Source organism: Salimicrobium album, from assembly GCF_900107115.1.
In the GTDB taxonomy this organism is placed as follows: Bacteria; Bacillota; Bacilli; order Bacillales; family Halobacillaceae; genus Salimicrobium; species Salimicrobium album.
The window spans coordinates 662,260-686,948 of record NZ_FNOS01000001.1; the positions used below are offsets into that span (position 1 = coordinate 662,260).

Genomic DNA, 24,689 nt, shown 5'->3' on the forward strand with positions numbered 1-24,689 from the left:
AGAAACCTCTCTACAGCTGCTCAATCTTTCTTCGACTCGAAAAACATCCGAATCACATCTTTCACATCATCTTCAATCTCAGTAACCTCTTCACTTGCGGTAATTCGTTCATTGACTAAAGAATTCACAGTTTTCCCGACTTTTTCGGCTTCTTCCTTCCACTTGGACGGCACTGTATACACAGCAGCCTCGTAAGCTTCCTCTTCCTGAGCGAGAAATTGCCTTACATTTTTACTGATCTCCAGCTCTTCCTTCCCTGCTAAATAAGAAATACCTAAAAGTACATTTTCTTCTCCGGAAGCACCGTCACCGTTGACAGCTTCACACAACTGGGAAGTTACGGCAGCCAGCTTTTTCCCTTCCCATTCTTCCATGTTTTTTATAATAACCTGAGCTTCATCATCAGCAGCTTCCAACGAGATAACCTCAAGCTCCCGATTTATCTTCGCCTCGAAGCTCGGATTAATGTCTATATTCACGTAAGCATAGGTTTTATCATTTCCATACCATAAATAAGCAGGTACAAAAGCGAGAAGAAAAGCCAGAACAATCGCAAAAGCACTGAACTTTTTAGGAGGCATCCAGTTGAGTGAAAAGCCGGGTTTCTTTTCGTAAAAAGCTTCTTCCCCCACTTTTGCATCAGGGATTTTCCTGGCTTTCACAAACTCGCCTTCGCTGGTGAACACAATAGTCGAACGTACTTTATGTTCAAGGACTACTCCCTTCTTCACACATCTACCCCCTTCAGATAATCTTTCAGATATACGTAGTCACCTGACAGTATAAGCACAAGAGAAATAATATACTTGCGATTCCGCTCTAACGTCTTTTTACTTACAGTGACTTTGTCACTCAATTCTTTGATCGGCAAACGGCCTTTACTTAATACTTTAGTACGTAACTCCTCGTTATGAAAAACAATATGCGCTACTTTGAGGGCAGATTCTCTTGCATCTCTGTGTCTTGGGGCAACTTCTGTCAGTTCCTTGAAAGACAGACGGAAATGACGAAGCTGCTGCTGAAATTCTTCGATTTCCGTTCTCCGGTACCACGCTTCCGTTTCCACTTCGAATTTTTCTCTCGAAATCTGTACTTCAGCAGGGCTTTCCGTTTTTTCTTCCTGGTCATTCAGATTATTTATAGAAGTCATTATTATAGGGGAGGTCTGCTGACGGATGTAATCGATTACCCTCCGTTTGATGACCAGCTTTGCAAAAGAAAGGAAAGCAGCACCTTTATCTATGACATAGGAATCGATCGCATCATTGAATGCTATAAGCCCTATGCTGAATTCATCATCCCGGGAAGGACTGATATATTTCTTGCACACTTCCGAGACACACTTGGCAACGAAAGGTTGATATTTGGAGATGAGTTCATGTCTTATCTCCTCATCCCCGAACTGGGCCGCAGTCACCTGTGTCTCCAGGGCTGACTCTTTATTCATAAACAGATGTACGCTCAACCTTCTTCACCCCCGGCTGTTAAATGTTTTCGTTACAACCACCAATACTGTGGAAGCGTTTTATTAGAATTGTTTCATCGATTTAACAAATGTATATTCGTTACTAAGTCGTGCGATTCACAACTTGATGAAACTATTTTACTAAACGACGGGAGTGTTAGCGAGAACACACTGATTACATTTTTTTAAGATTCTGTTGCAAACAATAATGACTATTATCTGTTCACTTCATGAAAATGATCCACCGGGACTGCCAGACCCACTTTTCCATGGTCGTCCGTCTGCAACGTTGCAAATACGATTCCTGTGACTTTCCCTTCCTCATTGATAACCGGACTCCCGGAATTCCCCCGGTACACAGGGGCATCCAGCACCAGCACTTTTTCTTCCCAGCCCTCAAGTTCTTTCATCCCTATGATTTCCCCTTCGTTCGCAATCCTTATAAACCGCAGCGGGTTCCCGATAAATCGGATAGGCGGATCCCCCTGAAATTGTGCCCGGTCCGCAAGTTCGAGATGAGGCAGGTTCTTACCTGATACTTTCAGAACAGCGAGGTCTATTTTTTCATATTCTTCTACGACCTCCGCTGAATAAAGGCCTTCTTCTTCAAAGGAAACCGAGATTCTTTTTTCCCCTTCTATTACGTGATGGTTGGTAAGTATTTCCCCGTCGGACGTGTAAGAGAAGCCTGTCCCTTTCTTTTCCCCCGCTTCCACCACTACCACAGATTCTTTGTATTGACGAACGTCTTCATCAGTGTATAACTTGGCCGAAGTAATAAGGAAGTCTATAGCCGGGATGGAAAACGTACGGGGAATGGCACTGATTACGCTTAAAAACATGAAAAAAGCTATTAATATAATCAGCCACTTCGAGAAAGGGTTCCTGTTTTTTCTTTTTTCTGTACGTTCCTTGCGAGGGAAGGAATTTTCTTCTTCAATCAGTTCTGCCATTTCTTCTTCATTCAGGTTCTCTTTCAAATCTTCATCCATCTGCTCATCGTCTCTCCAGCTCACGGGCTCACCTCGATTCTTACGTTAATTTTATCACTGAAGTCATCTTTTGAACATTTCCGGTTATTCCCCCGGAAATATTTCGTCTTTTACTATAAAAACAGACGCGCAGATCGATTCTATCTCGATCCACGCGTCTTGTATAACTGCTATATTGTTCAGGGAACGTCAATCATATGGAAATTCATCCGGATGTTTCCCCTGACGTTCATTCCGATCCATTTCATCAATTTCATTTATATCTTCGGGACTTAGTTCAAAATCGAAAACGTCGGCGTTCTCTTTTTGACGTTTGCGTCTGGTGGATTTCGGAATAGTGACGATTCCGTGCTGAAGCCCCCAGCGGATAATAATCTGAGCAGGCGTTTTATTATGCTTCTCAGCCAATGATTGCAGTACGGGAGAATCCAAATATCTGGCTCTTCCGAGAGGAGCCCACGCTTCCAGCTTTATACCTTTTGCAGAACAGAAGTCAAGCAGGTCTTTCTGATAAAGGCGCGGGTGAAACTCCACCTGGTCGACGACCGGCATTACTTCCGCCGTCTCCAACAGTTTTTCCAGGTGATGTTCCTGGAAATTACAGACGCCTATCGCTCTCGCACGTCCCTGATTATAGAGGTCTTCAAGAGCTTTCCACGTATCCTGAAATTTACCGGGAACCGGCCAGTGAATGAGGTATAAATCGACATAATCCGTTTGTAATTTATCAAGGCTGCGCTCAAAAGCTTTAATCGTTTCTGCGTAACCCTGCTCATCGTTCCACACCTTCGTCGTTACAAAAATCTCTTCTCTCGGGATATTCGACTCTGCGATAGCACTCCCCACTTCCCTTTCATTTCCATAAAAAGAGGCAGTGTCGATATGGCGGTATCCGAGATCAAGGGCTGTGGAAACAGTTTCTTTCGCCTCTTCCTGTGCCACTTTATAAACACCCAGACCCAGCTGAGGGATTTTCACTCCATTTGACAATGTAACTGTGGATTCCAAATTCATCATTTCTTCCTCCTTCTAACGTTTGTTTTCCAGAAATACCGGAAGCGGATGTTCATATCTCACATAGGAAAGAATTCTCATCAATGGTGGATACAAAGTCAGCACTCCGAGCAGATCACCGATAGAACCAAGAGCTGAACCGGCAAGAAAAAATATACTGACCGCCAGCATAATGATCGAGATAATAGTGTTCGGCATATTGTTCAATGGTTTTTCGTTGTCGCCGATCCTTTCTACTTCCCGGGCCGCCTGATCGTAACAGATGTAGTGGTACGGACGTATACTGAACCATTTTGCGGCGGTCACGAGCTCATCCCGGTCACGGATCGGTTTTTGGCAGTACCGACAGGCATGTGTCATAACTTACCCCTTTCTTTTCTCATACTGCTCCAGCAGCTCGATGACGTGCTCCTTCGATTTTTCCACCTCATATTTTTCCATATGTGTTTTCAACTGCTCCTGATCTTCGTCCAGCTTTCTTACGGCTTCCAGAAAGCTTTTCTTCGTAACCTGTTCCTCTTCAAGACTGTGAGCAAACCCCTGACGTTCAAAAGATTGGGCGTTCAGAATCTGATCTCCCCTGCTCACCTTGCGGGAGAGAGGTATGAGAAGCATAGGTTTTTTCAATGCCACGAATTCAAAAATTGCATTAGCCCCGGCGCGGGAGACGACGAGGTCAGCTAGTTTCAGTAAATCCTTCAGTTCATCTTTGACATACTCATACTGTATATAACCTTTTACGTTATAAGCTTCCTCCCTGTGGCCCTTTCCGCACAGATGAATGATGTTGTAATTCAGAAGAAGCTGATCGAGGTTGTCCCGTATAGCCGTGTTTATCGTCTCGGATCCGGTACTCCCTCCCATTACGAGAAGGACAGGTTTATCGTCGGAGAAACCGGTCATCTCTCTGGCGGCATCGGCGTCTCCGAGAAAAAGTTCCTCCCTGATAATCGCGCCGATATATTCCGACTTCTTCTCCGGTACATGCTTCATCGTTTCCGGGAATGTCGTAAGAATTCTGTCTGCAAAAGGAAAAGACAATTTGTTGGCAAGTCCGGGGGTGTAGTCCGATTCATGAATCAAAACCGGTACTCGCGCGAGCTTGGCAGCAAGTACTACAGGTACGCTGACAAATCCGCCTTTCGAGAAAATGACTCCCGGTTTCTTTCTTTTTAAAACCGACAGCGCCTGAAACGTCCCCTTCGCCACTTTGAACGGATCTTTAAAATTTTCTTTCGACATGTACCTTCTCAGCTTGCCTGTCGAAATACTGTGGTAGTCTACTCCCTCCATAGGCGCTATCAGTTCTTTCTCTATCCCATTGTACGAACCTATATAATCAATGTCGTATCCTTTTTTCTGTACGGCAGGAATCAGTGCCGTATTCACGATTACGTGCCCGGCGGTCCCCCCGCCTGTGAACAGCATTCTTTTCATATGTATCTTCCCCTTCTTTTAAAAATCGTAGCCCAGCACTGCTGATTGATTCACGCATCACTGCCACCCTCATTTAATCATATCTTACCGTATACAAAAAAGAAATTACAGTCGACGGACAACCGTCATTCATCGATTTTCCACACAAAAAAGCTGCCCAGGGGAGGGCAGCTTTTGAGAAAACGATGTTAGGAAGGGTCATCGAGATTCATTACTACCAGACGCTCTTCCGTCATATCTTCGATAGTATATTTAGGACCTTCTTTACCCCAGCCGCTTTCTTTCACGCCGCCATAAGGCATCAGGTCGACGCGATACTGGGAAGAATCATTCACCATAAATCCGCCTACCTGCACGTTTCTTGCTGCATAGAAAGCATTGTTGACATTCTGGGTAAAGATTCCTCCCTGCAGACCGTATTTCGATTTATTCACCTCTTTTACACCTTCTTTAAGGTTGGAGAAGGACAAAATACTTACGACCGGAGCAAAAACTTCCTCACTTACCACTTTCATCGACTCATCAACGTCGGTGAGCACGGTAGGTTCAAGAAGTGCTCCTTTTCTTGTACCTCCATGGAGAACAGTCGCTCCACCCGATTTCGCCTCTTCTATCCATTCCACCGCTGCCTCGGCTTCCTTCTCGCCTATCATAGGACCTACATCGGTATCCGGATCATTCGGATCTCCGACTTTTAATTTCTTGAGAGCTTGGATGAATTTATTTTCGAACTCTTTTTTTACTTCTTCGTGCACATACAGACGCTGGACCGAAATACACGTCTGACCTGCGAATGCATAACTTTTAGCTGCGGTATTCTCAGCCGCTTTATCAATATCTGCGTGCTTATCTATAATGACAGGAGAGTTGTTACCAAGTTCAAGAATGAGTTTATTCATTCCTGTATTCTGTTTCAGTTTCAGACCGACTTTGGAACTTCCGGTGAATGTGTAAAGGGAGATTCTCTCATCCTGCATCATCTGATTCCCTACAGTTGATCCCGACCCGATAACAACGTTGAATAAGCCTTTCCTGAGACCTGCCTCGTGGAACAGGGAGGCGAGTTTAAGAGCGGTCACCGGGGTTTTACTGGCCGGTTTAAGTACTACCGCATTACCCGCTGCAATCGCCGGAGCTATTTTGTGACAGACGAGGTTCATCGGGAAGTTGAAAGGACTTATCGCACCTACGACCCCTACCGGCACCCTGATTGTAAAAGCCATGCGATTCTCAGACCCGGGAGATGCTTCCACCGGTACACCTTCTCCGCTGATACGCTTCGCTTCTTCTGCTGATAATTCCACCGTCTGCGTCGCACGGTCAATTTCTGTCCGGGCCTGTTTCAGGGGCTTCCCGGCTTCCTTTGTGATCGTCAGGGCCAGATCTTCTTTTCTTTCCTGCATCAATTCGCTTACCTTCTTCAATATTTTGAACCGTTCATAAGGTGGGAGCGGACCTTCATTATAGGCGTCCTCTGCCGCTTTCACAGCCTGGTCGACTTCTTTCTCGGAAGCCTGTGGGACACTTGCATACGGCTCCATCGAATATTTATCCAGTACTTCCGCTTTTTCTTCCGTATCCACCCATTGTCCATCAATATAAAGTTTAAAGTCCTCCATATTTCCACTCCTTTTCCTAAATAAGGCTTTCTCACAGTATTTCCTATTTTTTTTCACAATAAACAATTTATTAGCGAAGCAAAGTTGTACACAAAAAAACCTGACTGCTGAATGAAGCAGTCAGGTCCTTCGTCTTAAAGGAATATACCGGCCATCGTACCGGAAAGAATGGAGCCGAGTGTGGCACCGATAAGGAGTTTCATACCGAAACTGGAAACTTCCGCACCTTTTTTAGCATCAATTCCCTGCACTGTACCTGCAATGATACCTATGGAGGAGAAGTTAGCGAAACTGGTAAGGAAGACGGTGACGACTCCCACTGTTTTATCGGAGACTTCACTAAGCATCTGTTCGAACTGAAGCATAGCGACAAATTCGTTTGTAATGATCTTCGTACCCATAATCGCACCCGATTGTACGGTTTCAGAAGCCGGGATACCCATAAGGAACCCGATAGGAGCAAATATATAACCAAGAATCTCCTGTAACGTAACGCCTGCAAATATGGCAGATATAGCATAGTTCACAAGTTCGAGGGAAGCGATGAAGGCGATAAGCATGGCCCCGACGATAAGTGCAATCTTTCCGCCATCGAGCGCCCCGTTCCCCATCGCTTCAAAAATACTTTTGGACTGAGAAACATCCTGGATGTCCACCTCGTCCTCTTCTTTCGGCACCTTAACCGGTGCGATAATAGAAGCTACAATCAATGCGCTGAACATGTTTAGCGGCAGAGCGACAAGTACGAACTGCTCAGGCAGTATGTTCAGATAAGCTCCGACGATCGAGGCGGAAACAGATCCCATCGCTGAAGCACTGACAATATAAAGGCGGTTATTGTTCAGTCGCTGAAACTGGGATTTGATTGCAATAATCGCTTCCGACTGGCCGAAGAAGATACTGTTCACCGCGTTGAACGACTCTACTTTCGGAAGACGTGTAATAAACGAAAGACCTAAACCAAGATATTTGATGATAAACGGAAGAATTTTCAGATGTGTCAAAACGGAAAGGAGAGTCGAGAAAAATACAATCAGCAGAAGTACGTTGAAGAAAAATACGGAACCGCCTTCTTCGACTGCCACTCCTCCAAGAATAAAATTGACCCCTTCTGTCCCGAACTCTATCAGTTTATTGAAAACCGCCGAAATTCCCTTGATGAGCGCTTCTCCCCACGGAGTCTGGAACATGAAAAACGTAGTAACTAGTTGAGCCAAAAGCATTGTACCGACACCGATGAAATTAATGTTTTTCTTATCATTGGACATTAAAAAAAGCAATGCCGATCACGACAGCGATGGATGCCAAGCTCAGAAGAAAACTGACCACAGATGCGTCCCCCTTAATATTTTATAAAAAAAGCAGTGAAAACATTTTCATATAACGCTTACATATGGATTGTAACAGGTTGTCAGACGTCATGCAAGAATCCTGCAAATAGAAAAAATATTCTAATTTCACTTACGTTTTCTGCATTTTTCTTAAAAGATACAGAAAGTATGGAGCTCCTATGACAGCTGTAAAAATCCCTGCAGGAATTTCCGTAGGAGGGACCAGTCCCCTCCCGAGCCCGTCGGCGACTAGAAGAAGAATCATTCCCGTCAGTGCGGAGGCAGGCAAAAGTACGATATGTTTATTCCCGACCAGCTGTCTCGCTATGTGCGGTGCTACCAGCCCTACGAAACCGAGGGTCCCTACAATAGCCACTGACACACCTGCAAGCACAACGGACACAAGAAGAAGAACAATGCGTGCTGCTTTTACACTTTCCCCGAGGCCCTCAGCCACGTCATCCCCCAGTTGTAAAATGTCCATTTTCCCGGTAAGAAACATCGCTATCCCGGAGAATATAATTATCCAGGGAAGAAGCATCCATATGTCGCTCCAGTCTTTACCCCACAGACTTCCGGTCAGCCATACGAGGGCCGCATTCGTCTCTACCGGATACCGTACGGTCAAAAACTGGATGCCGGCCTGAAAAATGGCCCCCAGAGCTATTCCCACAAGCGCAAGCGTAGCCGGTTGCACCCGTTGCCGAAAAGCGAACAGGTAAAGACCTGCCGTCACGATCCCCGCACCGAGAAACGCCGCAACCGGTACCGCCTGCGGAGGGAGCCCGGGAAAGAGTATGATGGTGGACGCTGCTGCAAAGCCTGCCCCTTTCGTAATACCTATGACGTCAGGAGAAGCAAGCGGATTACGGATAACCGCCTGTAAAATCGCGCCGGATATGCCCAGGCCGGCACCGACAAGCAGTGCTATAATAAGGCGGGGGACTCTGAAGTTCATGAACAGAAATGACTGCTCCCCGCTAAAGATGGCAGCAGGTGAGACATAAACGGCTCCTACCCCTGCGGAGAGGATACCGGCAACAAGAACTCCCGCAGCCAGTACACTGATGATAAGAAAAGGAGATCTGTTCTTCATGTTGTCTGCCCTCCTTTTTGTGCCAAATATAAGAAAAAGGGAGCACCGATCAATGCCGTAACGATTCCTACAGGGGATTCGGCCGGAAAGGCGATGAACCTTGACAGAACGTCCGAAACAGACAGAAGAATTCCCCCGAACAGCGCACAGACCGGCAGCACAATTTTGTAATCGGTACCCACGAGCTTCCGGGCGATGTGAGGAATGATGAGACCGACAAACCCTATAGGACCTGCAATAGACACTGCTGCACCCGCAAGAAGTACTACAATGAGTGAAGCGGCCATTCTCATCCAAACAACCCGCTGTCCAAGCCCTCTCGCCACTTCTTCGCCGAGACTCATAATCGTAAAGGAAGGAGATAACAGCATGGCTGCTGCCAGTCCTGATCCTACCCATACAAGGAGCAACTGTACATCCCCCCAATCAGTACCGTCCACTCCTCCTGCCAGCCAGAATAATACATCTTCAGTGGAGGTTTCGTTAAAAATCACTACGGATTCGATCAGGGAGGTAAGAAACATATGAATGGTAATTCCGGCAAGAGCCAGTTTAACGGGGGTCATACCTCCCGAGGAAGCTGTAAAAAACACAAGACCTCCTCCAAGGGCTGCACCGATGAAGGCAAAATAAACGATTTCGGAAGGAGAGAAGTCAGGGAACAGCACGACGGCGAGTACGACGAGCAGAGATCCTCCGGCATTCACCCCGAAAATCTGAGGGGAGGCCAAAGGGTTATTCGTCATCGCCTGCATGATGGCCCCGGCTACTGCAAGACCCGCTCCTATCAGTACAGCTACGAGAGCCCTCGGAAGCCTTAATGTTCGTACGACTTCTGCAGCTTCGGTCGATGATCCTCCCGTCACCCCTCCTATTAAATCCGAGATGGATACCGTATAAGCTCCTATACTGAGACTGAAATAAACAGAAGCTGTCAACAGCAGCAGGCCTGCAAGTACGGTAATGATAATTTTACGATTGGACTTCTTCATAACTATCCTTCCTATTCGAGAAGACATGGAATTCAAACATACCCCGATTTAAAACACAGGCACCTCTGCATACGAGTATAGCAAAGGAGCCGGGCTGTTTCGATTCCTTTACTATACTCCGGTTTTACCGGAGCAGGTAAATTAATGTAAAACAAGAAAGAACGGAGTATGACGTCCGTTCTTTCAGAAATCACTCATATAAGTGGTTGATAGCGTCTTCCAGAATTTTCTCGGAGGAGATTAACCCACGGAATCTTGACCACATATTACGGTCCACCTCGTACACCTGGTCTTCTTTTACTGCACTTACTTTTCCGTACAGATCGTTTTCTTTCCATTCGTCCACTACTGTCTTATCTCCGGTCACCATATGGAACATCACATCCGGATCGACTTCTACAATTTGTTCCAGGTTTATTTTATTATATCTGTCGTCTCCACTCTGAATCGCGTTTTCGAGGCCGATGGATTCAAGAAGGGAGCCGGTATATGATTCGAAATTGTGAGCGAAATAGCCGCTGTCGGCCACTACGGCAGGTAAAACTGTCCTTGATTCGTCTTCCGGGACCTGAGAGCGGAGTTCTTCCATTCTGTTTTTATGTTCTTTCAGAACTTCCTCCCCCTTCTGCTCTTTCCCCACAGCTTTTGCAACCGTTTCGAAACTGTCGATAATGCCTGCATAATCCGCTGAAAGGGAAGGCAGGACAATCGTCGGTGCAATTTCCGAAAGCTGATCATAAATATCCTGATGTCTTTCATAATCGGCTATGATCAAATCCGGCTGGAGAGAACTGATCACTTCGAGGGAAGGCTGCTTTCTCGTACCTACCGAAGTGTAGTCTCCTATTTTTTCTTTAACAGGGTCTATGATACGTTCCGGATCCTCATCATCTGCGATCCCCGCCGGGGTGATACCGAGAGAAGCAAGGTTATCCACAAAGGAAAACTCCAGAGCCACTACTTTCTCCGGCGTTCCTGTAATTTCGGTTTCGCCCATTTCATGTTTAATCGTTCGCGTTTCTTTCTTATCCTCCTGCGATTCCCCGGAAGAATCCTCTTCATTTCCTCCGCAAGCCGCTAAAAATATAACAAAAGCAAACATGCTTATAAGTACTGCATAACGTTTCATTACTTCACTCCTGACCTTAATTGAAAATCATTATCACTATTATCTTATGCGCTCCACCCCCTGTTGTAAAGATATTTTTCACTTTAATAAACAGTAGCTACAATTCAGACAGTAATTATAATGTTTATTTAAAGCAGGAGACTCTGTTTTCCCCCGGTGCCGAAAACAGGGTTTACTGTTTCGATAAATATCCGGAACGTTCTGTCGTAGCATTCATCGCTTCGATTACAGCCTTGCGAAGACCGTGTTTTTCAAGAGCGGTGACGCCCTCGATGGTGACTCCCCCGGGCGTACAAACATCGTCTTTCAGTTTGCCCGGGTGCTCTCCTGTTTCAAGAATCATTTTTGCCGCTCCGCTCACGGACTGAGCAGCCATTTTATAGGCCTTATCTCTTGGAAACCCCTGTTGTACCGCCGTATCGGCCATAGCTTCAATGAACATATAGACAAATGCCGGAGAAGACCCGCTTACGGCAGGTACAGCATCCATGAGATTTTCTTTAATAACCTCCGCCTTCCCGAAGCTCTCATAAAGATCGAGAACAGCATTCAGTTCCGTCTCTGTAACCAGTTCATTAGGGCACAATACACTCATCCCTTCCCCTACTAAAGAAGGTGTGTTAGGCATGGAGCGAATTACCTTGACGTTTTTGCCAAGATACTTCCTCATCGTTTCTAAGTTTATGCCGGGGGCGATTGTAACTATAATAGTATCTTCAGAAAGTTCCGATTTGATCTGTTCGATTACCCCCTGATAAACATAAGGTTTCACAGCCAGGAACAGGATATCACTATCCGCAGCCAGACGTTTGTTGTCATCAGAAATCCGTATACCGATTTCCCCGCTTACGAAATCGATAGTCTCCTCGGTTATTGCAGTCGCAGAAATCTGATCGATAGAGACGCTCCCGGAACGGATCATCCCCTGGATCATTGCCTGCCCCATGCTGCCACATCCTATAAAACCAATGTTCTTTACCAAATCAATCGCCTCCTTTAATGGTTTTCATTTTAACGAAATCTGTCCACGTTCACAATCTCATTAACGAAAAAGGTTATATTTCCTGAGAAAGGGTTTACAAAGCTGAAGACCTGCTTTATAATAAAATACGTAATCATATCATAACGCTTCACCCCAAATATCATAACCACTGCAATCGAGCCAGGTACCCTTCTACACCTGGCTCTTACTTATGTTCAATTTTCTTTTAAAGCCTGCAGACGTTTCTTCAGCTGTTTCTTCACTTTCCGGGCTACGAGAATGTACAACGTGTCTCCCGGCATAATTGTTGTCTGACCGTAAGGGGTAATCATATCCCCGTCTCTTATAATAGCGTTAATCAAAGCCCTGTCAGGCAAAGATAAATCTTCAAGCGTCTCCCCGGCGATCTGGTTCTGGTCTGTTACTTCAAATTCCAGCATCTCCACGTTCGCTTTCCCCATGGATATCACCTCGAGAGAATGGATAGGATTGATTCTCCTCTCTGAAACCAATTTGAATTTCTCTGCCACCTGCATAATAGTCGAACCCTGCAGCAGAGCTGAAATCAGAACAATGAAGAAAACGATATTAAAAATAGTCTGGCTGTGACCGATTCCTGCGAGCATAGGGAATATCGCCAGTACGATTGGTACAGCTCCTCTTAGTCCCGCCCACGACAGAAACAGCATTTCCTTAGTCGAAAATCTGAAAAAGCCGAGCATCGAAAATACCGCGGCGGGCCGGGCGATAAATATCAGTACAAATGCTGTAAGCACCCCGCTCCACATAACGTTGCCTGTAAACACCTCCGAAGGGGAAACAAACAGCCCAAGCAGGACGAACATCAAAATCTGCGCCATCCAGCCGAACCCTTCATGGAAACGGAGAATGGAGTATCGATAGGCGAGCTCACCGTGGCCGATTACAACAGCACTTACATAGACTGCGAGCAAGCCGCTCGATTCAATAAGTGAACTCGTACTGTAGGCGAGGAATGCAAAACCCAAAGCAAACAACGGATACAAACCACTTGAGTCGAGGTTTATTTTATTCAGGGAGAGGCTCGCCACGTATCCGATAATAATTCCTGTCAGAAGACCGGCACCCATCTGCCAGAAAAAAGAACCCACGGCTGTCCAAATGTTGGACTCCTCCAGAGAAAGAAGTTGTATGAACGTGACCGTCAGGAAGACGGCCATAGGATCATTAGTCCCCGATTCCGCTTCAAGCGTGGAGGATACTTTATCTTTGATGTTTTTTCCTTTCAGCACGGCGAATACGGCTGCAGCATCCGTGGAACCTACGATGGACCCTAACAGAAAGGCTTCTAGCCATGGTAAATCGATAATGTATTTCGCTGTTACAGCTACAATGGCAGTGGTTATCAGCACGCCGACTGTAGCAAGCATGACAGACGGTGCGGCCACCGGTCTGATTTCCCGCCACTCCGTCTGCATACCACCCTCGAACAAAATGACTACAAGAGCCATTACCCCGATTAACTGGGCAACTTCGGCATTATTAAAATACACGAGTTGAAGACCGTCACTTCCAACAATCATTCCTACAGCTATAAATAAAACCAGTGAAGGCACGCCGAGACGGCTTGAAAATTTCGTAACTACCACACTGACAATCAGAAGCAGTGCTATCAAAAAAAGAAACTGATTGGATTCTAAAATTTCCTGTATCATTTATGGAGCCTCCAGAGATTTCGTTTTTTTATTATACCAATTTTTCTCTGGTATCGTTCGCAGGACGCTCACTCTTCTTCCATTACAGAAGTTTCTCAGATACAAAAAGGCGGCCTTTTGAAACCGGCCGCCTTTTTGTAGTGCTGTTTTATTAACCTTCGAGCAGAAGATCATATGGGTCTTCAATCATTTCTTTAATACGACGAAGGAATTGCACTGCTTCTTTACCATCAACGATACGATGGTCGTAGGAAAGCGCAATATACATCATCGGTCTGGCTTCAATGGAATCGTCCGGCATTACTTTCGGACGCTTTTCAATATTGTGAAGCCCGAGAATCCCTACCTGTGGGGAGTTCAGGATAGGTGTAGAAAGCATGGAACCGAAAATACCGCCGTTTGTGATCGTGAAAGATCCGCCCTGAAGATCATCAAGACCGAGTTCTTTATTACGGGCCATCTCAGCCAAACGGATGATTTCGCTTTCGATGCCTGCGAAACCGACGCGATCCGCATCACGTACGACAGGGACGACCAGACCTTCATCTGTGGAAACAGCCATTCCGATATCATAGAATTTCTTTTTCACTACTTCTTTGCCCTGGATTTCCGCATTAAGCAGCGGGAATTCTTTAAGGGCACCAACTGCAGCTTTCGTAAAGAAGGACATAAACCCAAGTTTCACTCCATGTTTATCCTGGAATGCTTCTTTCCGTTCTTTACGCAAGTTCATGATATTGGTCATATCCACTTCGTTGAAAGTGGTGAGCATCGCAGATTCCTGCTGGACTTCCACCAGACGTTTTGCAATAGTCTGGCGGCGGCGGGACATTTTCTCGCGCTCTACCGGCTTACTGAACTCTTCTTTCGATTCTTTTTCTTTTTTATCGGAAGACGAGCCGCTGGAAGTCTGTTTCTTCTCCTCTTTCGAACTGCCATTTGCATGTTCGTCTACATCTTCCGGACGTACGCGGCCGTAAGGGTCACGTGCAGAAATCTCGCTTAAATCGATACCAAGTTCTCTGGCCCGTTTGCGGGCAGCCGGGGTAGCGATGATATCTTCTTTCTTCGAGTCATCATCGGAAGATTTTTCTTTCTTGTCTTCTTTTTCTTCTTTCTTATCTTCTGTTTTCTCCTCTTTCGCTTCCTGTTTGCCTTCGTCTGGCTTCTCTTCTGTTTTCTCTTCGGAAGCATCTTCCCCGGAAGAATCATCTTCTTTTCCGGAGGCTTCCCCGGTTTCATCAACTTTCGCAATTACGTCCCCGACTTCTACGTCATCACCTGCTTCTTTCAGGAGTTCGGTAATGACACCGCCGGTATCCGCGTTCACCTCGACGTTGACTTTGTCGGTTTCAAGCTCGAGAACAGGATCGCCTTTTTCCACCTGGTCCCCTTTATTCACGAGCCATTCGGCTATAGTCCCCTCCGTAATTGATTCTGCCAGTTCTGGTACTTTTATTTCCTTCATTGTGAGTTGCCTCCTTTAGAGATTTGAAGAGCTTCCTTGATTATGCGGTTCTGTTCGGTTTTATGAATATTAGGTTCCCCCACTGAAGGTGATGCACGATGAGGGCGTCCCACGTAACGGTGTATCTGACCTTCCTCGAGCAGGTTGTAAAGAATGCCTTCGACAAAATACCAGCTTCCCATATTTTGCGGTTCTTCCTGTACCCATACGAGTTCTTTCAAGTTAGGATATTCCTTCATAATCTCTTTCAGTTTCTGATCCGGGAACGGATAAATCTGTTCGACGCGGACCGCATCAATTGTTTCAAAAGAACTTTCTTCCTGTTCAGTACGATCTTCGATATCCACCATGATTTTACCGCTTCCGAGAAGCAGTGTTTTCACTTTAGATTTGTCTTTTTTCTTCGTCTTCGTCAGTCCGGGCTGACGAACAAGAGGGTGGAAGCCGCTGTCCGTAAATTCTTTCGCTTCTGAAGCCACACGCTGATTACGCAACAGACTTTTCGGCGTCATCAGCACAAGCGGCCTTTCTTCCTCTTTACAACTGATGGCTGACTGCCTTCTGAGAAGATGGAAGTATTGGGCGGCTGACGTCACGTTTGCGACTGTCCAGTTGTTTTCAGCTGACATCTGCAGGAAACGTTCCAGACGGGCACTGGAGTGTTCAGGCCCCTGTCCTTCATAACCGTGCGGAAGCAGGAATACCATATTCGACTGTTCGTTCCACTTCGCGCGTCCGGAAGAAACAAACTGATCGAAAATCACCTGACCCGCGTTCGCGAAATCACCGAACTGTGCTTCCCATACGACCAGGGTTTCCTGGGAATGTACGCTGTACCCGTATTCAAAACCGAGCACTCCGGCTTCCGACAGGGGACTGTTGAATATATCAAACGAAGCTTTCGCCTGTTCAATACCGTGTAGCGGGCAATAAGTTTCTCCGGTTTCCACATCATGAAGAACCATGTGCCGGTGGGCAAATGTCCCACGTTCCGTGTCCTGACCGGTGACCCGGATCGGCTGACCCTCTTCAAGGATAGAGGCGAACGCCAGTGCTTCTGCTGTAGCCCAGTCTACTTTATTTCCTTCTTCAAGCATATTCTCACGTTTGTTCAGGATTTTTTCGAGTTTCTTGAACCCGTTGAAGCCTTCAGGGCGCTCAAGCATCTGCTTATTGAGCGTTTTCAGACGATCAAGGTCCACCACGGTTTCAAACTCCTCGAGAGACCGTTCCACTCCCTGCGGGCGACCCTGGACGTCCGGTTCGTATGTCTCTTCTTCTTTCATACTGTTATAAATGTCTCTCAGGTTCGAAGTCGCTTTTTCTTTATACTCATCAAGCTCTCCGTCCTGGATAACCCCCTGATTCAATAGATTCTCCCCGTACACATTGGCGATGGTAGGATGTTCATCTATTTCACTATAAAGACGGGGCTGGGTAGCCCGTGGCTCGTCTATTTCGTTATGACCATAACGCCGGTAACCCACAAGATCGATTAATACGTCTTTATGGAAAGTCTGGCGATATTCGTATGCAAGAGCAATCGCGGAGAGGCACGCTTCCGGATCGTCAGCATTCACGTGCATGATAGGAATTTCAAACCCTTTGGCCAGGTCACTGGCATAACGGGTGGACCTTCCGTCTTTCCGGTTCGTAGTGAAGCCAACAAGATTATTCGCAATAATATGCACCGTCCCTCCAGAACGGTACCCTTCAAGGTCACTCAAGTTTAAGGTTTCGGCTACGACACCTTCCCCTATAAAAGCAGCATCTCCGTGAATAAGCACGCCAAGAGCAGCATCTTCATCAATTACTGAATTACCGCGCTCCTCCCGGTAATCCTGAGCGGCTCTTGTGAAGCCCTGTACTACCGGATTTACAAACTCAAGGTGAGAAGGGTTATGGCTTAACGTTACGCGCGTGGCGTGACTGTCATCCCCGTTTTTCACTTCTCGTTTGGCACCGAAATGATATTTCACATCTCCGGTCCATCCGTAGTTGATTCCCTGTGATCCTTCCGAAGGCATAAGTTCCTTTTCCGGGGAGTGATTAAATTCCGAAAATATTTTTTCATAAGGTTTTCCAAGTACGTGAGCCAGTACGTTCAGACGGCCGCGGTGCGCCATTCCAAGCATAACGTGCTGAATATGGTCGACTGCTGCTGACTGGACGATTTTATCCAGCATAGGTACCATGGCATCCATGCCTTCGATGGAAAACCTCTTCTGAGCCACGAAAGTCTTACCGAGAAACTGTTCGAAATTCTCGACTTCTATCAGGCGATACAAAAGCTGCTTCCGTTCTTCCGTGGACAGGTTGACACTGTAAGAACCCGATTCGATTCTTTCCTTTAACCAGGACCTTTCCCTTTCGTTATGCACGTGTTCATATTCGAAGGAAAGCGTACCTGCATACCTTTCTTTCAGTGTTTCGATCGCCTGCCACGCATTATTGAGTTTAACGTTAGCCTCAGGCCAGATCCATTCGGCCGGGAGCTGTTCAAGATCTTCTTTAGAGATACCGTAAGTTTCCGGTTCGAGTAATTCGGTGTCGGGGCGATCAAACCCTCCTACCGCATAAATATCGGCGGAAAGATGACCATCGCGACGGATTGCTTCCACCAGTTTCAAAGCAGCAGCAATTTTGCTTACATCCTGGGCAGAAGGGACGTTTCCACCGGAGGATTCGGCAGCAGGCCGCTCCGATTCTACAGGCGCCCCGTGCTTTTCAAAAAGTTCTTTCATAGAAGCGTCGACTGCATTTTCATCTTCCTGAAAACGTTCATATTGCTCTTCTATGTATCCCATGTTGGGACCATGGAAGTTAGACCAAAAAGATACTTTGGATTCTGTATTCGACACGAAAATTACCCCCAAATTAGTCTTCGATGATGTATGAAACGTAAACGTTTGCAAATTCAAACTCTATTATAGAACTGTACATGGTAACGTTCAATAGCTGTTGACATTTTCTTTTTTTCTGACTTTCATACATACTCTTTTATTCCATCTATCATTATAACAAGAAAAGGTTGTTCTGAACACGAATTGAGTAATTTATCGCTTATTCTTCACTATTTCATACCTCCGGATTTTTAAAACGGTATTTTCATCAATTTTATTTTTGAAATGATACCGGGCTCCTCCGCAAGAAATTTCCGTGTTTCCATTTTCTTTATAATTAACCTCGTGTATAATGGAAACAGAATTGAACGGGATGACAAGGAGGAACTACACATGAAAATGACATTGATCATGATGGTGAGCATTTCTTTTCTTACATCTATTTTCGCTGCAGGACGCGACGAAAAGCCAGGTGCTCCAAAGTAATATACTGAAGAGATCGCCCTTAAAAGGCGATCTTTTTTTGTTCGGAAGAAAGAGGTCGGTTGCCTCCCGTTCTTCCTTTATTTTATAAGACCGGGAAACCCCTGCTCGTGCAATACGTGGAAAAGCATAATAGAAACAGTATTCGCAAGATTCAGTGACCTCACTTTATCTGTCATAGGTATGCGTACGCACCTGTCTTCCATTCCTTCCAGCAGTTCATGCGGAATTCCGTCGCTTTCCCTTCCAAATACGAACAGCTGATCTTTCGCCGTATCCGTATAGTCCATCTCCACGAATGAACTGCCTCCGAAGTTTTCGACATAATAATAGTCGCCTTCCGGAAATTTTCCGTAGAGTTCCTCCAGGGAATCATAATGATAAATAGTTACGTCATACCAGTAATCAAGTCCCGCTCGTTTCACCATGCGGTCCTCCGTGGAAAATCCGAGCGGATGTATGAGGTGCAGAGTAGTGTCCGTAGCAAGACAGGTTCTGGCTATATTTCCGGTGTTTGCAGGGATTTCCGGCTGAAATAATACCACGTGATTAGGCATCCGTTTCACCTCTGAAATTATTTTAGTCAACCCGGATATTATATCACATAAAAGTGTATTTATCTTAAAGAGACCGTAACGAACCAAGCAGCCGCAACAACTGGAAGGTCCCGGAAAAATTTCTGAACAGTAAAACCACCCGCAGCTAAAGGGTGGTTTCGAGATTCAACAGATACACTTTTTTATCAACACCCCCGCCATATCCGGTCATTTTTCCGTTCTGGCCTACCACTCGGTGGCACGGGACTACGATGGAAAAAGGGTTTTTGTTCATGGCTCCTCCTACGGCACGTACGGCTTTTCGGTTACCGGCGCTCTCCGCCAGACCTTTATAAGTGATAGTCTCCCCGTACGGAACTTCCATCACGAGCGCTTCCCAAATGTTCTTTTGAAAGGAGGTACCGTAAAATTTATAAGGAAGGCTGAACGAGTACCTTTCCCTGTTAAAATACTCCTTTAGCTGCTTCTCAGTTTCCTGCAGCAGCTTTGTTTCTTTTTCTATCAACTCCGGAGATTTATCGATAAAGGAGTGGATGTGGTTCTCATGAAGTTCCCCTTTTTCGGAGGCGGACCCGTAGTCCAGACGGATCAAACGCTCCTCATCGGCCGTTGCGAGCATCGGTCCGAGCGGAGTGGTCATTTCCTTCTGATAAAATAACATTTCTTCACTTCTCCTTTTCAATTCACCTGAAAAGCTAAGCCTTTCTCCATTTCTTCTTTCACTTTTTCATCAGTCTCATCTCCTCTGGCCACCTCGAGCTCCTCGAAACATTCCGACGTTCCGATTTTTCCGAGACTGTACGCAGCCGTACCCCTGATTACAGGGCGGGGATCGTTCTTCATAAGATATACAAGGTCCTCTACCGCCTCTATCTCCCGGTAATGACCAAGAGCCAGAATAGCATTACGCTGAATCGGTTTCTTTCCGCGCCACGATCCTGCCATTCTGCCGAACTTTTCTTTGAACTCCCGGTTGGATATGCGAAGAATAGGGCGGAGTACAGGTTTGACTTTCTCCGGGTCTGGCTCGAACTCTTCGTGAAGATGGAAATCTTTTTTGCGGTTGAACGGGCAAACCGTCTGACAAGTATCACAACCGTAGACTCTGTTCCCTATTTTCGTACGGTATTCATCTTCGAGAAAACCTTTGGTCTGGGTCAGAAAAGCGATGCATCGATTGGCATTCAGCTGCCCGCCCTGGACAAGGGCATCCGTTGGACACGAATCTACGCAAATATTACAGTCCCCACATCCTTCCTGGATCGGCTCATCCGGAGCGAACGGAAGATTTGTCACCAGTTCACCGAGATAAACGTAGGAACCGAACTCGGGGGTGATTATCGCACAGTTTTTTCCGCTGAACCCGATCCCTGCCCTCTCGGCTACGGCACGGTCTGACAGCTCCCCTGTGTCTACCATCAGTTTCAATTCAACTTCAGGAACCTTTTCACGGAGAAAAGAACCGAGCAGCTGCAGTTTTTCGCGTAAAACCGTGTGGTAATCCTCCCCCCATGAAGCACGGGCGAACTGGCCGCGTCGCGCCCCTTTCTCGTTTTTAGGGGGATATTCCATTTTTGAAGGATAGGCGAGCGCGATAGAAATGATAGATTGGGAAGAGGGAAGGAGGCGTTCAGGTTCCGTACGCTCTTCCGGACTCCCCTTTTCGAACCCCGAGTGATATCCCAGCTGTTCCTGTCGTATCAGCCGGGATTTTAATTCGCCGAATACGTCTGCGCTGGCAAAACCTATTTTATCGATTCCTATTTCCTTGCTGTAGGCAATCGTTTCCCTCTTTAATTGTTCGGCATCCATACGTGCGCTCCTCCTTCTCCCTTACCTTAGATCCTCCACCTTTGCGGTACGGATTCTGTTTAAGGTGGCTGCAATTTCAAACTTTCTCGGTCTGGCCAGTTCCCCGGGATGCTGATTCCTGAAAGGAGCGGCGAAGGAAAGTCCTTCTGCATCAATCTGTTTATCAATCGCATCTACCAGTTCTTTCAGCGTCTCTTTTTTCTTCAGCATACCCTGTTTATTCATATGGGTGATCAGATCAGCGATGAACCTCGTCTGAGAAGCATCAACGAGCTGCTCAAGTCCTTCCATGCGTATGTCGTGCCTTCCCATAATTATATGATACATCCCCTTGGACTGCACTTTTTCCTTCTTCCCGCGCTGGGCCTGAATGGTGGCCGGAAGAAAAGACCGCGCCGGCAGGGAACCGAAAGAAAATTCCTCTTTCTTACGTTCGCTCGGGTAACGGGAAGCTATTTCCCTGGCCCTGGCCGTCACATCATGCGGGATGTACTGATCCATCATTATCACGTGATCGGCAGCGTGGAAATATTCACCGGATCCACCCATGACGAGGATCGTCGAGACATCGAGCTCATCCCTCATCTGCTCGATTTTATCGATGAAAGGGGTGATCGGCTCTTTCTCTTTAGCAACAAGTTCCTGCATACGTTCATCCCGGATCATAAAGTTCGTCGCACTGGTGTCTTCGTCTATCAATAGAGCTCCGGCACCTGTCTCAAGCGCCTCGACCACATTCGCAGCCTGCGATGTACTTCCGCTCGCATCCTCTGTTGTAAAAGTGGAGGTATCGGTGCCGTGCGGTAGATTCTTAATGAAAGAGGAAATATCGACGTTTGTAACTTTCCTTCCATCTTCCGCTCTCACTTTAACGGCGTCCGGAGCAGTGATGACATATTCGCGCCCATCTCCCTGTTTATGAGGATACACCCCTCTCTCAATGGCCTGGAGCAGGGTGCTTTTTCCGTGATAGCCGCCCCCTACTATCAGCGTGATGCCTTTTTTGATTGCCATACCTGTGAGCGGTTCTGTGCGATGTGGCAGAGATATGGAAACCCGGTTCTCTTCCGGACTTTCAAAAGGTACTGCGTTTTTCATCGGTCGCTGGCTGATTCCGCTTTCCCTTGGGAGAACAGACCCGTCCGCTATGAATGCTTCCCAGTCATTTTTCTCCATTTCTTCACGGATTGCGTCGTACTGATCGGCAAGTTCACATGCCTGATCAATCTCCTCGTCTTTTATAGACATAATTGACTGCTCCACTATCGAAGGAAGGACTTCGAAAAAAAGTTTTTCAGCTTCCTTTCCGTTAATACGGCGTCCATTCGCCGGCAGGCCTACCGTGAAACAGAGCACTGTAGAATCCTGTTCTATCATAACCGCGGTACGTTCAAGAACTTCCTGACCCGGCTGATCCATTCCTACATCTCCGCTTTTCCCCGAACCTTTCACGTTCGATTTATGCTTCTTCACCGTTTCTGAAACGCACCGGGTAAGTGTATCTTCCGTATAAACTCTTCTTGATCTGGAGGTTGTCCACTCCTTTTTGATGGAGCGTTTCGCTTCCGGAACTCTTATTCTTATTTTGGAAGGGGCCGCAAAAGGGTCTCCCTGCACATAGTCGATGTGAAGTTTGTAATCCCGGAAAGAATAAGTCCCCTGGATCTGTTTATATCCCTTGTAACTTTTCCCGTCTATTTCTTTTAAATGTTTTTTCAGCTGTTGCATGATAACACTTCCTTTCATAAAATCTGTCTCATCTATATGTATGTATCCATTTTCAATCATGAAAAAACGCAATGCTTCGTTATTCATTAACGAAACACTGCGTTGGCACGTGGTATGAAAACATAATTTCAAACACTAGTGGAGCGGGTGAGGAGAATCGAACTCCCGTCATCAGCTTGGAAGGCTGAGGTTTTACCACTAAACTACACCCGCCCGAAGAGGTCAGGACAACTTCAAGGGATAGTTTACATTGTAACAACGACCAGAAAGGGTTTCAACCTTTTTATTTAAAAAAACGCAACTTGGAAAGTTGCGTTACTTACCACTGTAACTGTCAATGTGAAACTTGCCTTCCACTTTATAAAGTTCTTTATCCGGAACTGCACTTTCTATTTTCGGAAAGATGACCCTTTCTTCCATTCTAATGTGATCATGAAGCTTCTCTCCCAATTCCTGAAACACTTTATAATCGAATCTCTCCAGCTTACGCAGTTTAACGATAAGTCCACGTATCACTGTATGATCGATAAGCATTTTCTCTATATCTTCATCCTCTTCTATCTCTGCATAGCAGGCGTACAGCGGGAGAAGGATTTCCTCTTCTTCCCTGAAGTGTGCTTCCCCATCATTTTCCCAGAAATCTTCAATATCCTTCATAATTTCTCTGAACTTGTCTTTTTCTTCTGTTTTCTGTAACTTCTGAGCAAGTACAAGACCATGGTGATGGTGGTGCGACAAAGGAACTAACGCTTCGTGTCGTTTCATTTTTATCCCTCCTACCCTCTTTATACCACAAATCCGGGTAATAAATCATCTGTCCGTAATACGTACTTCCGCCTTCTGGAAGAAGGGAACTGACTTTATGTATTCATTACAAAAAAACTACCAGAATCCTGGTAGTTTTCATTATATATAGCGAAGGTGGGATTCGAACCCACACGCCCAGAAGGCACAGCATTTTGAGTGCTGCGTGTCTGCCAGTTCCACCACTTCGCCACGATTTTTATGTTTATTTTTTGGAGGCGGCAACCGGATTCGAACCGGTGATAAAGGAGTTGCAGTCCTCTGCCTTGCCACTTGGCTATGCCGCCATAACCTCAAAGAGCGAGAGACGGGATTCGAACCCGCGACCCCCACCTTGGCAAGGTGGTGTTCTACCACTGAACTACTCTCGCATGGCTGGGCTAGCTGGATTCGAACCAGCGCATGACGGTACCAAAAACCGTTGCCTTACCGCTTGGCCATAGCCCAACAATAAAAAAATGGGGCGACTGATGGGAATCGAACCCACGAATGCCGGAGCCACAATCCGGTGCGTTAACCACTTCGCCACAGTCGCCATAGATTGAAAAAACAGGGGTAGTAGGACTCGAACCCACATCGGCGGTTTTGGAGACCGCTGTTCTGCCTTTGAACTATACCCCTAAAAATGGTGGAGGGAGCAGGACTCGAACCTGCGAACCCGATGGGAGCGGATTTACAGTCCGCCGCGTTTGGCCAACTTCGCTATCCCTCCATTTTTTATTAAAGTATCTGGTGCCGGCCAGAGGACTTGAACCCCCAACCTACTGATTACAAATCAGTTGCTCTACCAATTGAGCTAGGCCGGCAAAAGTGGTGGCTCGGGACGGAATCGAACCGCCGACACACGGATTTTCAGTCCGTTGCTCTACCGACTGAGCTACCGAGCCACTTTTATGTATTAATGGCGGTCCGGACGGGACTCGAACCCGCGACCTCCTGCGTGACAGGCAGGCATTCTAACCAACTGAACTACCGGACCAAAATTTGGTTGCGGGGGCAGGATTTGAACCTGCGACCTCCGGGTTATGAGCCCGACGAGCTGCCAGACTGCTCCACCCCGCGATGTTGAAGTATAACTTCTATGGTGGAGGATGCAGGGCTCGAACCTGCGACCCCTTGCTTGTAAGGCAAGTGCTCTCCCAGCTGAGCTAATCCTCCAGTGAAATAGTGGTGACCCGTACGGGATTCGAACCCGTGTTACCGCCGTGAAAGGGCGGTGTCTTAACCACTTGACCAACGGGCC

General features: G+C 46.5%; 20 protein-coding genes and 14 tRNA genes. All 34 read right to left on the reverse strand.

From position 1 onward, the window contains the following. Window positions 1-20 precede the first annotated feature (20 nt). The 34 genes from BLU03_RS03290 to BLU03_RS03455 all read right to left on the reverse strand — a co-directional run bounded on the left by BLU03_RS03290 (window position 21) and on the right by BLU03_RS03455 (window position 24,689). The gene (locus BLU03_RS03290) at window positions 21-731 is read right to left on the reverse strand and encodes an anti-sigma factor domain-containing protein (RefSeq protein ID WP_176765387.1); all 711 of its coding nucleotides are present in this window, start codon (window positions 729-731) and stop codon (window positions 21-23) included. Next, the gene (gene sigI / locus BLU03_RS03295; RefSeq protein WP_093105560.1) at window positions 728-1,465 is read right to left on the reverse strand and encodes an RNA polymerase sigma-I factor; all 738 of its coding nucleotides are present in this window, start codon (window positions 1,463-1,465) and stop codon (window positions 728-730) included. The genes BLU03_RS03290 and sigI overlap by 4 nt, the downstream gene beginning before the upstream one ends. Window positions 1,466-1,680: 215 nt before the next feature. Further along, on the reverse strand, window positions 1,681-2,481 hold the full coding sequence (locus tag BLU03_RS03300) for a S1C family serine protease (RefSeq protein WP_234972543.1): 801 nt from the start codon (window positions 2,479-2,481) through the stop codon (window positions 1,681-1,683). A gap of 165 nt (window positions 2,482-2,646) precedes the next feature. Continuing rightward, window positions 2,647-3,471 carry an aldo/keto reductase gene (locus tag BLU03_RS03305; protein WP_093105563.1) on the reverse strand — a complete coding sequence of 275 codons (825 nt, stop codon included), beginning with the start codon at window positions 3,469-3,471 and terminating at the stop codon, window positions 2,647-2,649. A gap of 15 nt (window positions 3,472-3,486) precedes the next feature. After that, on the reverse strand, window positions 3,487-3,831 hold the full coding sequence (locus BLU03_RS03310; protein ID WP_008592195.1) for a hypothetical protein: 345 nt from the start codon (window positions 3,829-3,831) through the stop codon (window positions 3,487-3,489). A 3-nt stretch (window positions 3,832-3,834) separates the two neighbouring features. Beyond that, the gene (locus BLU03_RS03315; protein WP_093105565.1) at window positions 3,835-4,908 is read right to left on the reverse strand and encodes an undecaprenyldiphospho-muramoylpentapeptide beta-N-acetylglucosaminyltransferase; all 1,074 of its coding nucleotides are present in this window, start codon (window positions 4,906-4,908) and stop codon (window positions 3,835-3,837) included. Between the two features lie 188 nt (window positions 4,909-5,096). Beyond that, complete coding sequence (locus BLU03_RS03320; RefSeq protein WP_093105568.1) at window positions 5,097-6,527, reverse strand: aldehyde dehydrogenase family protein; 1,431 nt, start codon at window positions 6,525-6,527, stop codon at window positions 5,097-5,099. A gap of 134 nt (window positions 6,528-6,661) precedes the next feature. Next, entirely contained in the window at window positions 6,662-7,795 is a 1,134-nt protein-coding gene (locus tag BLU03_RS03325) for a NupC/NupG family nucleoside CNT transporter (protein WP_052034766.1), read from the reverse strand. A 193-nt stretch (window positions 7,796-7,988) separates the two neighbouring features. Continuing rightward, window positions 7,989-8,954 carry a FecCD family ABC transporter permease gene (locus BLU03_RS03330; protein ID WP_093105571.1) on the reverse strand — a complete coding sequence of 322 codons (966 nt, stop codon included), beginning with the start codon at window positions 8,952-8,954 and terminating at the stop codon, window positions 7,989-7,991. Then, window positions 8,951-9,946 (reverse strand): FecCD family ABC transporter permease, encoded by a 996-nt coding sequence (locus tag BLU03_RS03335; RefSeq protein ID WP_093105573.1) that lies wholly within the window; start codon window positions 9,944-9,946, stop codon window positions 8,951-8,953. The genes BLU03_RS03330 and BLU03_RS03335 overlap by 4 nt, the downstream gene beginning before the upstream one ends. Before the next feature lie 190 nt (window positions 9,947-10,136). Continuing rightward, window positions 10,137-11,075: an ABC transporter substrate-binding protein gene (locus BLU03_RS03340; protein ID WP_076568994.1), complete on the reverse strand. Its 939-nt coding sequence runs from the start codon at window positions 11,073-11,075 to the stop codon at window positions 10,137-10,139. A 172-nt stretch (window positions 11,076-11,247) separates the two neighbouring features. Further along, the gene (gene proC, locus BLU03_RS03345; protein ID WP_040609862.1) at window positions 11,248-12,057 is read right to left on the reverse strand and encodes a pyrroline-5-carboxylate reductase; all 810 of its coding nucleotides are present in this window, start codon (window positions 12,055-12,057) and stop codon (window positions 11,248-11,250) included. Window positions 12,058-12,272: 215 nt separating this feature from the next. Next, complete coding sequence (locus BLU03_RS03350) at window positions 12,273-13,751, reverse strand: potassium/proton antiporter (protein ID WP_076568992.1); 1,479 nt, start codon at window positions 13,749-13,751, stop codon at window positions 12,273-12,275. Window positions 13,752-13,902: 151 nt separating this feature from the next. Beyond that, window positions 13,903-15,219 carry a 2-oxoglutarate dehydrogenase complex dihydrolipoyllysine-residue succinyltransferase gene (odhB, locus tag BLU03_RS03355; protein WP_008592175.1) on the reverse strand — a complete coding sequence of 439 codons (1,317 nt, stop codon included), beginning with the start codon at window positions 15,217-15,219 and terminating at the stop codon, window positions 13,903-13,905. Beyond that, window positions 15,216-18,026, reverse strand: coding sequence for a 2-oxoglutarate dehydrogenase E1 component (locus tag BLU03_RS03360; protein WP_245698691.1), 2,811 nt, complete (start codon window positions 18,024-18,026; stop codon window positions 15,216-15,218). The genes odhB and BLU03_RS03360 overlap by 4 nt, the downstream gene beginning before the upstream one ends. Before the next feature lie 599 nt (window positions 18,027-18,625). Further along, window positions 18,626-19,102, reverse strand: coding sequence for a tRNA (cytidine(34)-2'-O)-methyltransferase (locus tag BLU03_RS03365; protein WP_008592170.1), 477 nt, complete (start codon window positions 19,100-19,102; stop codon window positions 18,626-18,628). Between the two features lie 145 nt (window positions 19,103-19,247). Further along, window positions 19,248-19,763, reverse strand: coding sequence for a methylated-DNA--[protein]-cysteine S-methyltransferase (locus BLU03_RS03370; RefSeq protein ID WP_176765388.1), 516 nt, complete (start codon window positions 19,761-19,763; stop codon window positions 19,248-19,250). Between the two features lie 17 nt (window positions 19,764-19,780). Further along, window positions 19,781-20,914: a tRNA epoxyqueuosine(34) reductase QueG gene (gene queG, locus BLU03_RS03375; protein WP_093105580.1), complete on the reverse strand. Its 1,134-nt coding sequence runs from the start codon at window positions 20,912-20,914 to the stop codon at window positions 19,781-19,783. A 21-nt stretch (window positions 20,915-20,935) separates the two neighbouring features. After that, the gene (locus tag BLU03_RS03380; protein WP_093105616.1) at window positions 20,936-22,642 is read right to left on the reverse strand and encodes an ABC-ATPase domain-containing protein; all 1,707 of its coding nucleotides are present in this window, start codon (window positions 22,640-22,642) and stop codon (window positions 20,936-20,938) included. Between the two features lie 139 nt (window positions 22,643-22,781). After that, a tRNA-Gly gene (locus tag BLU03_RS03385) sits at window positions 22,782-22,855 on the reverse strand. A 102-nt stretch (window positions 22,856-22,957) separates the two neighbouring features. Further along, the gene (locus BLU03_RS03390; RefSeq protein WP_076568980.1) at window positions 22,958-23,407 is read right to left on the reverse strand and encodes a hemerythrin domain-containing protein; all 450 of its coding nucleotides are present in this window, start codon (window positions 23,405-23,407) and stop codon (window positions 22,958-22,960) included. A gap of 148 nt (window positions 23,408-23,555) precedes the next feature. Next, a tRNA-Leu gene (locus BLU03_RS03395) sits at window positions 23,556-23,638 on the reverse strand. A gap of 21 nt (window positions 23,639-23,659) precedes the next feature. Further along, window positions 23,660-23,733: transfer RNA gene (locus tag BLU03_RS03400), tRNA-Cys, on the reverse strand. Between the two features lie 12 nt (window positions 23,734-23,745). Further along, window positions 23,746-23,817, reverse strand: a tRNA-Gly gene (locus BLU03_RS03405). Between the two features lies 1 nt (window position 23,818). Then, window positions 23,819-23,893 (reverse strand) — tRNA-Gln (locus BLU03_RS03410). 12 nt (window positions 23,894-23,905) lie between these two features. Next, window positions 23,906-23,981: transfer RNA gene (locus BLU03_RS03415), tRNA-His, on the reverse strand. A 15-nt stretch (window positions 23,982-23,996) separates the two neighbouring features. Continuing rightward, a tRNA-Trp gene (locus BLU03_RS03420) sits at window positions 23,997-24,067 on the reverse strand. Window positions 24,068-24,072: 5 nt separating this feature from the next. Continuing rightward, window positions 24,073-24,158: transfer RNA gene (locus BLU03_RS03425), tRNA-Tyr, on the reverse strand. 18 nt (window positions 24,159-24,176) lie between these two features. Further along, window positions 24,177-24,252: transfer RNA gene (locus BLU03_RS03430), tRNA-Thr, on the reverse strand. Window positions 24,253-24,257: 5 nt separating this feature from the next. Beyond that, window positions 24,258-24,333: transfer RNA gene (locus BLU03_RS03435), tRNA-Phe, on the reverse strand. A gap of 15 nt (window positions 24,334-24,348) precedes the next feature. Next, window positions 24,349-24,425 (reverse strand) — tRNA-Asp (locus BLU03_RS03440). Window positions 24,426-24,431: 6 nt separating this feature from the next. Beyond that, window positions 24,432-24,508: transfer RNA gene (locus tag BLU03_RS03445), tRNA-Met, on the reverse strand. Window positions 24,509-24,528: 20 nt separating this feature from the next. Next, window positions 24,529-24,604 (reverse strand) — tRNA-Val (locus BLU03_RS03450). 10 nt (window positions 24,605-24,614) lie between these two features. Continuing rightward, window positions 24,615-24,689 (reverse strand) — tRNA-Glu (locus tag BLU03_RS03455).

What these genes read in the sequence shown, in the direction of transcription:
- BLU03_RS03360 (WP_245698691.1), bottom strand. Translation starts at nt 18,026, where the DNA reads ATGGGATACATAGAAGAGCAATATGAACGTTTTCAGGAAGATGAAAAT.
- BLU03_RS03390 (WP_076568980.1), bottom strand. Translation starts at nt 23,407, where the DNA reads ATGAAACGACACGAAGCGTTAGTTCCTTTGTCGCACCACCATCACCAT.
- BLU03_RS03380 (WP_093105616.1), bottom strand. Translation starts at nt 22,642, where the DNA reads ATGCAACAGCTGAAAAAACATTTAAAAGAAATAGACGGGAAAAGTTAC.
- BLU03_RS03350 (WP_076568992.1), bottom strand. Translation starts at nt 13,751, where the DNA reads ATGATACAGGAAATTTTAGAATCCAATCAGTTTCTTTTTTTGATAGCA.
- BLU03_RS03340 (WP_076568994.1), bottom strand. Translation starts at nt 11,075, where the DNA reads ATGAAACGTTATGCAGTACTTATAAGCATGTTTGCTTTTGTTATATTT.
- BLU03_RS03310 (WP_008592195.1), bottom strand. Translation starts at nt 3,831, where the DNA reads ATGACACATGCCTGTCGGTACTGCCAAAAACCGATCCGTGACCGGGAT.
- BLU03_RS03365 (WP_008592170.1), bottom strand. Translation starts at nt 19,102, where the DNA reads ATGCCTAATCACGTGGTATTATTTCAGCCGGAAATCCCTGCAAACACC.
- BLU03_RS03370 (WP_176765388.1), bottom strand. Translation starts at nt 19,763, where the DNA reads ATGTTATTTTATCAGAAGGAAATGACCACTCCGCTCGGACCGATGCTC.
- BLU03_RS03320 (WP_093105568.1), bottom strand. Translation starts at nt 6,527, where the DNA reads ATGGAGGACTTTAAACTTTATATTGATGGACAATGGGTGGATACGGAA.
- queG (WP_093105580.1), bottom strand. Translation starts at nt 20,914, where the DNA reads ATGGATGCCGAACAATTAAAGAGGGAAACGATTGCCTACAGCAAGGAA.
- BLU03_RS03330 (WP_093105571.1), bottom strand. Translation starts at nt 8,954, where the DNA reads ATGAAGAACAGATCTCCTTTTCTTATCATCAGTGTACTGGCTGCGGGA.
- BLU03_RS03335 (WP_093105573.1), bottom strand. Translation starts at nt 9,946, where the DNA reads ATGAAGAAGTCCAATCGTAAAATTATCATTACCGTACTTGCAGGCCTG.
- BLU03_RS03315 (WP_093105565.1), bottom strand. Translation starts at nt 4,908, where the DNA reads ATGAAAAGAATGCTGTTCACAGGCGGGGGGACCGCCGGGCACGTAATC.
- BLU03_RS03305 (WP_093105563.1), bottom strand. Translation starts at nt 3,471, where the DNA reads ATGAATTTGGAATCCACAGTTACATTGTCAAATGGAGTGAAAATCCCT.
- BLU03_RS03325 (WP_052034766.1), bottom strand. Translation starts at nt 7,795, where the DNA reads ATGTCCAATGATAAGAAAAACATTAATTTCATCGGTGTCGGTACAATG.
- odhB (WP_008592175.1), bottom strand. Translation starts at nt 15,219, where the DNA reads ATGAAGGAAATAAAAGTACCAGAACTGGCAGAATCAATTACGGAGGGG.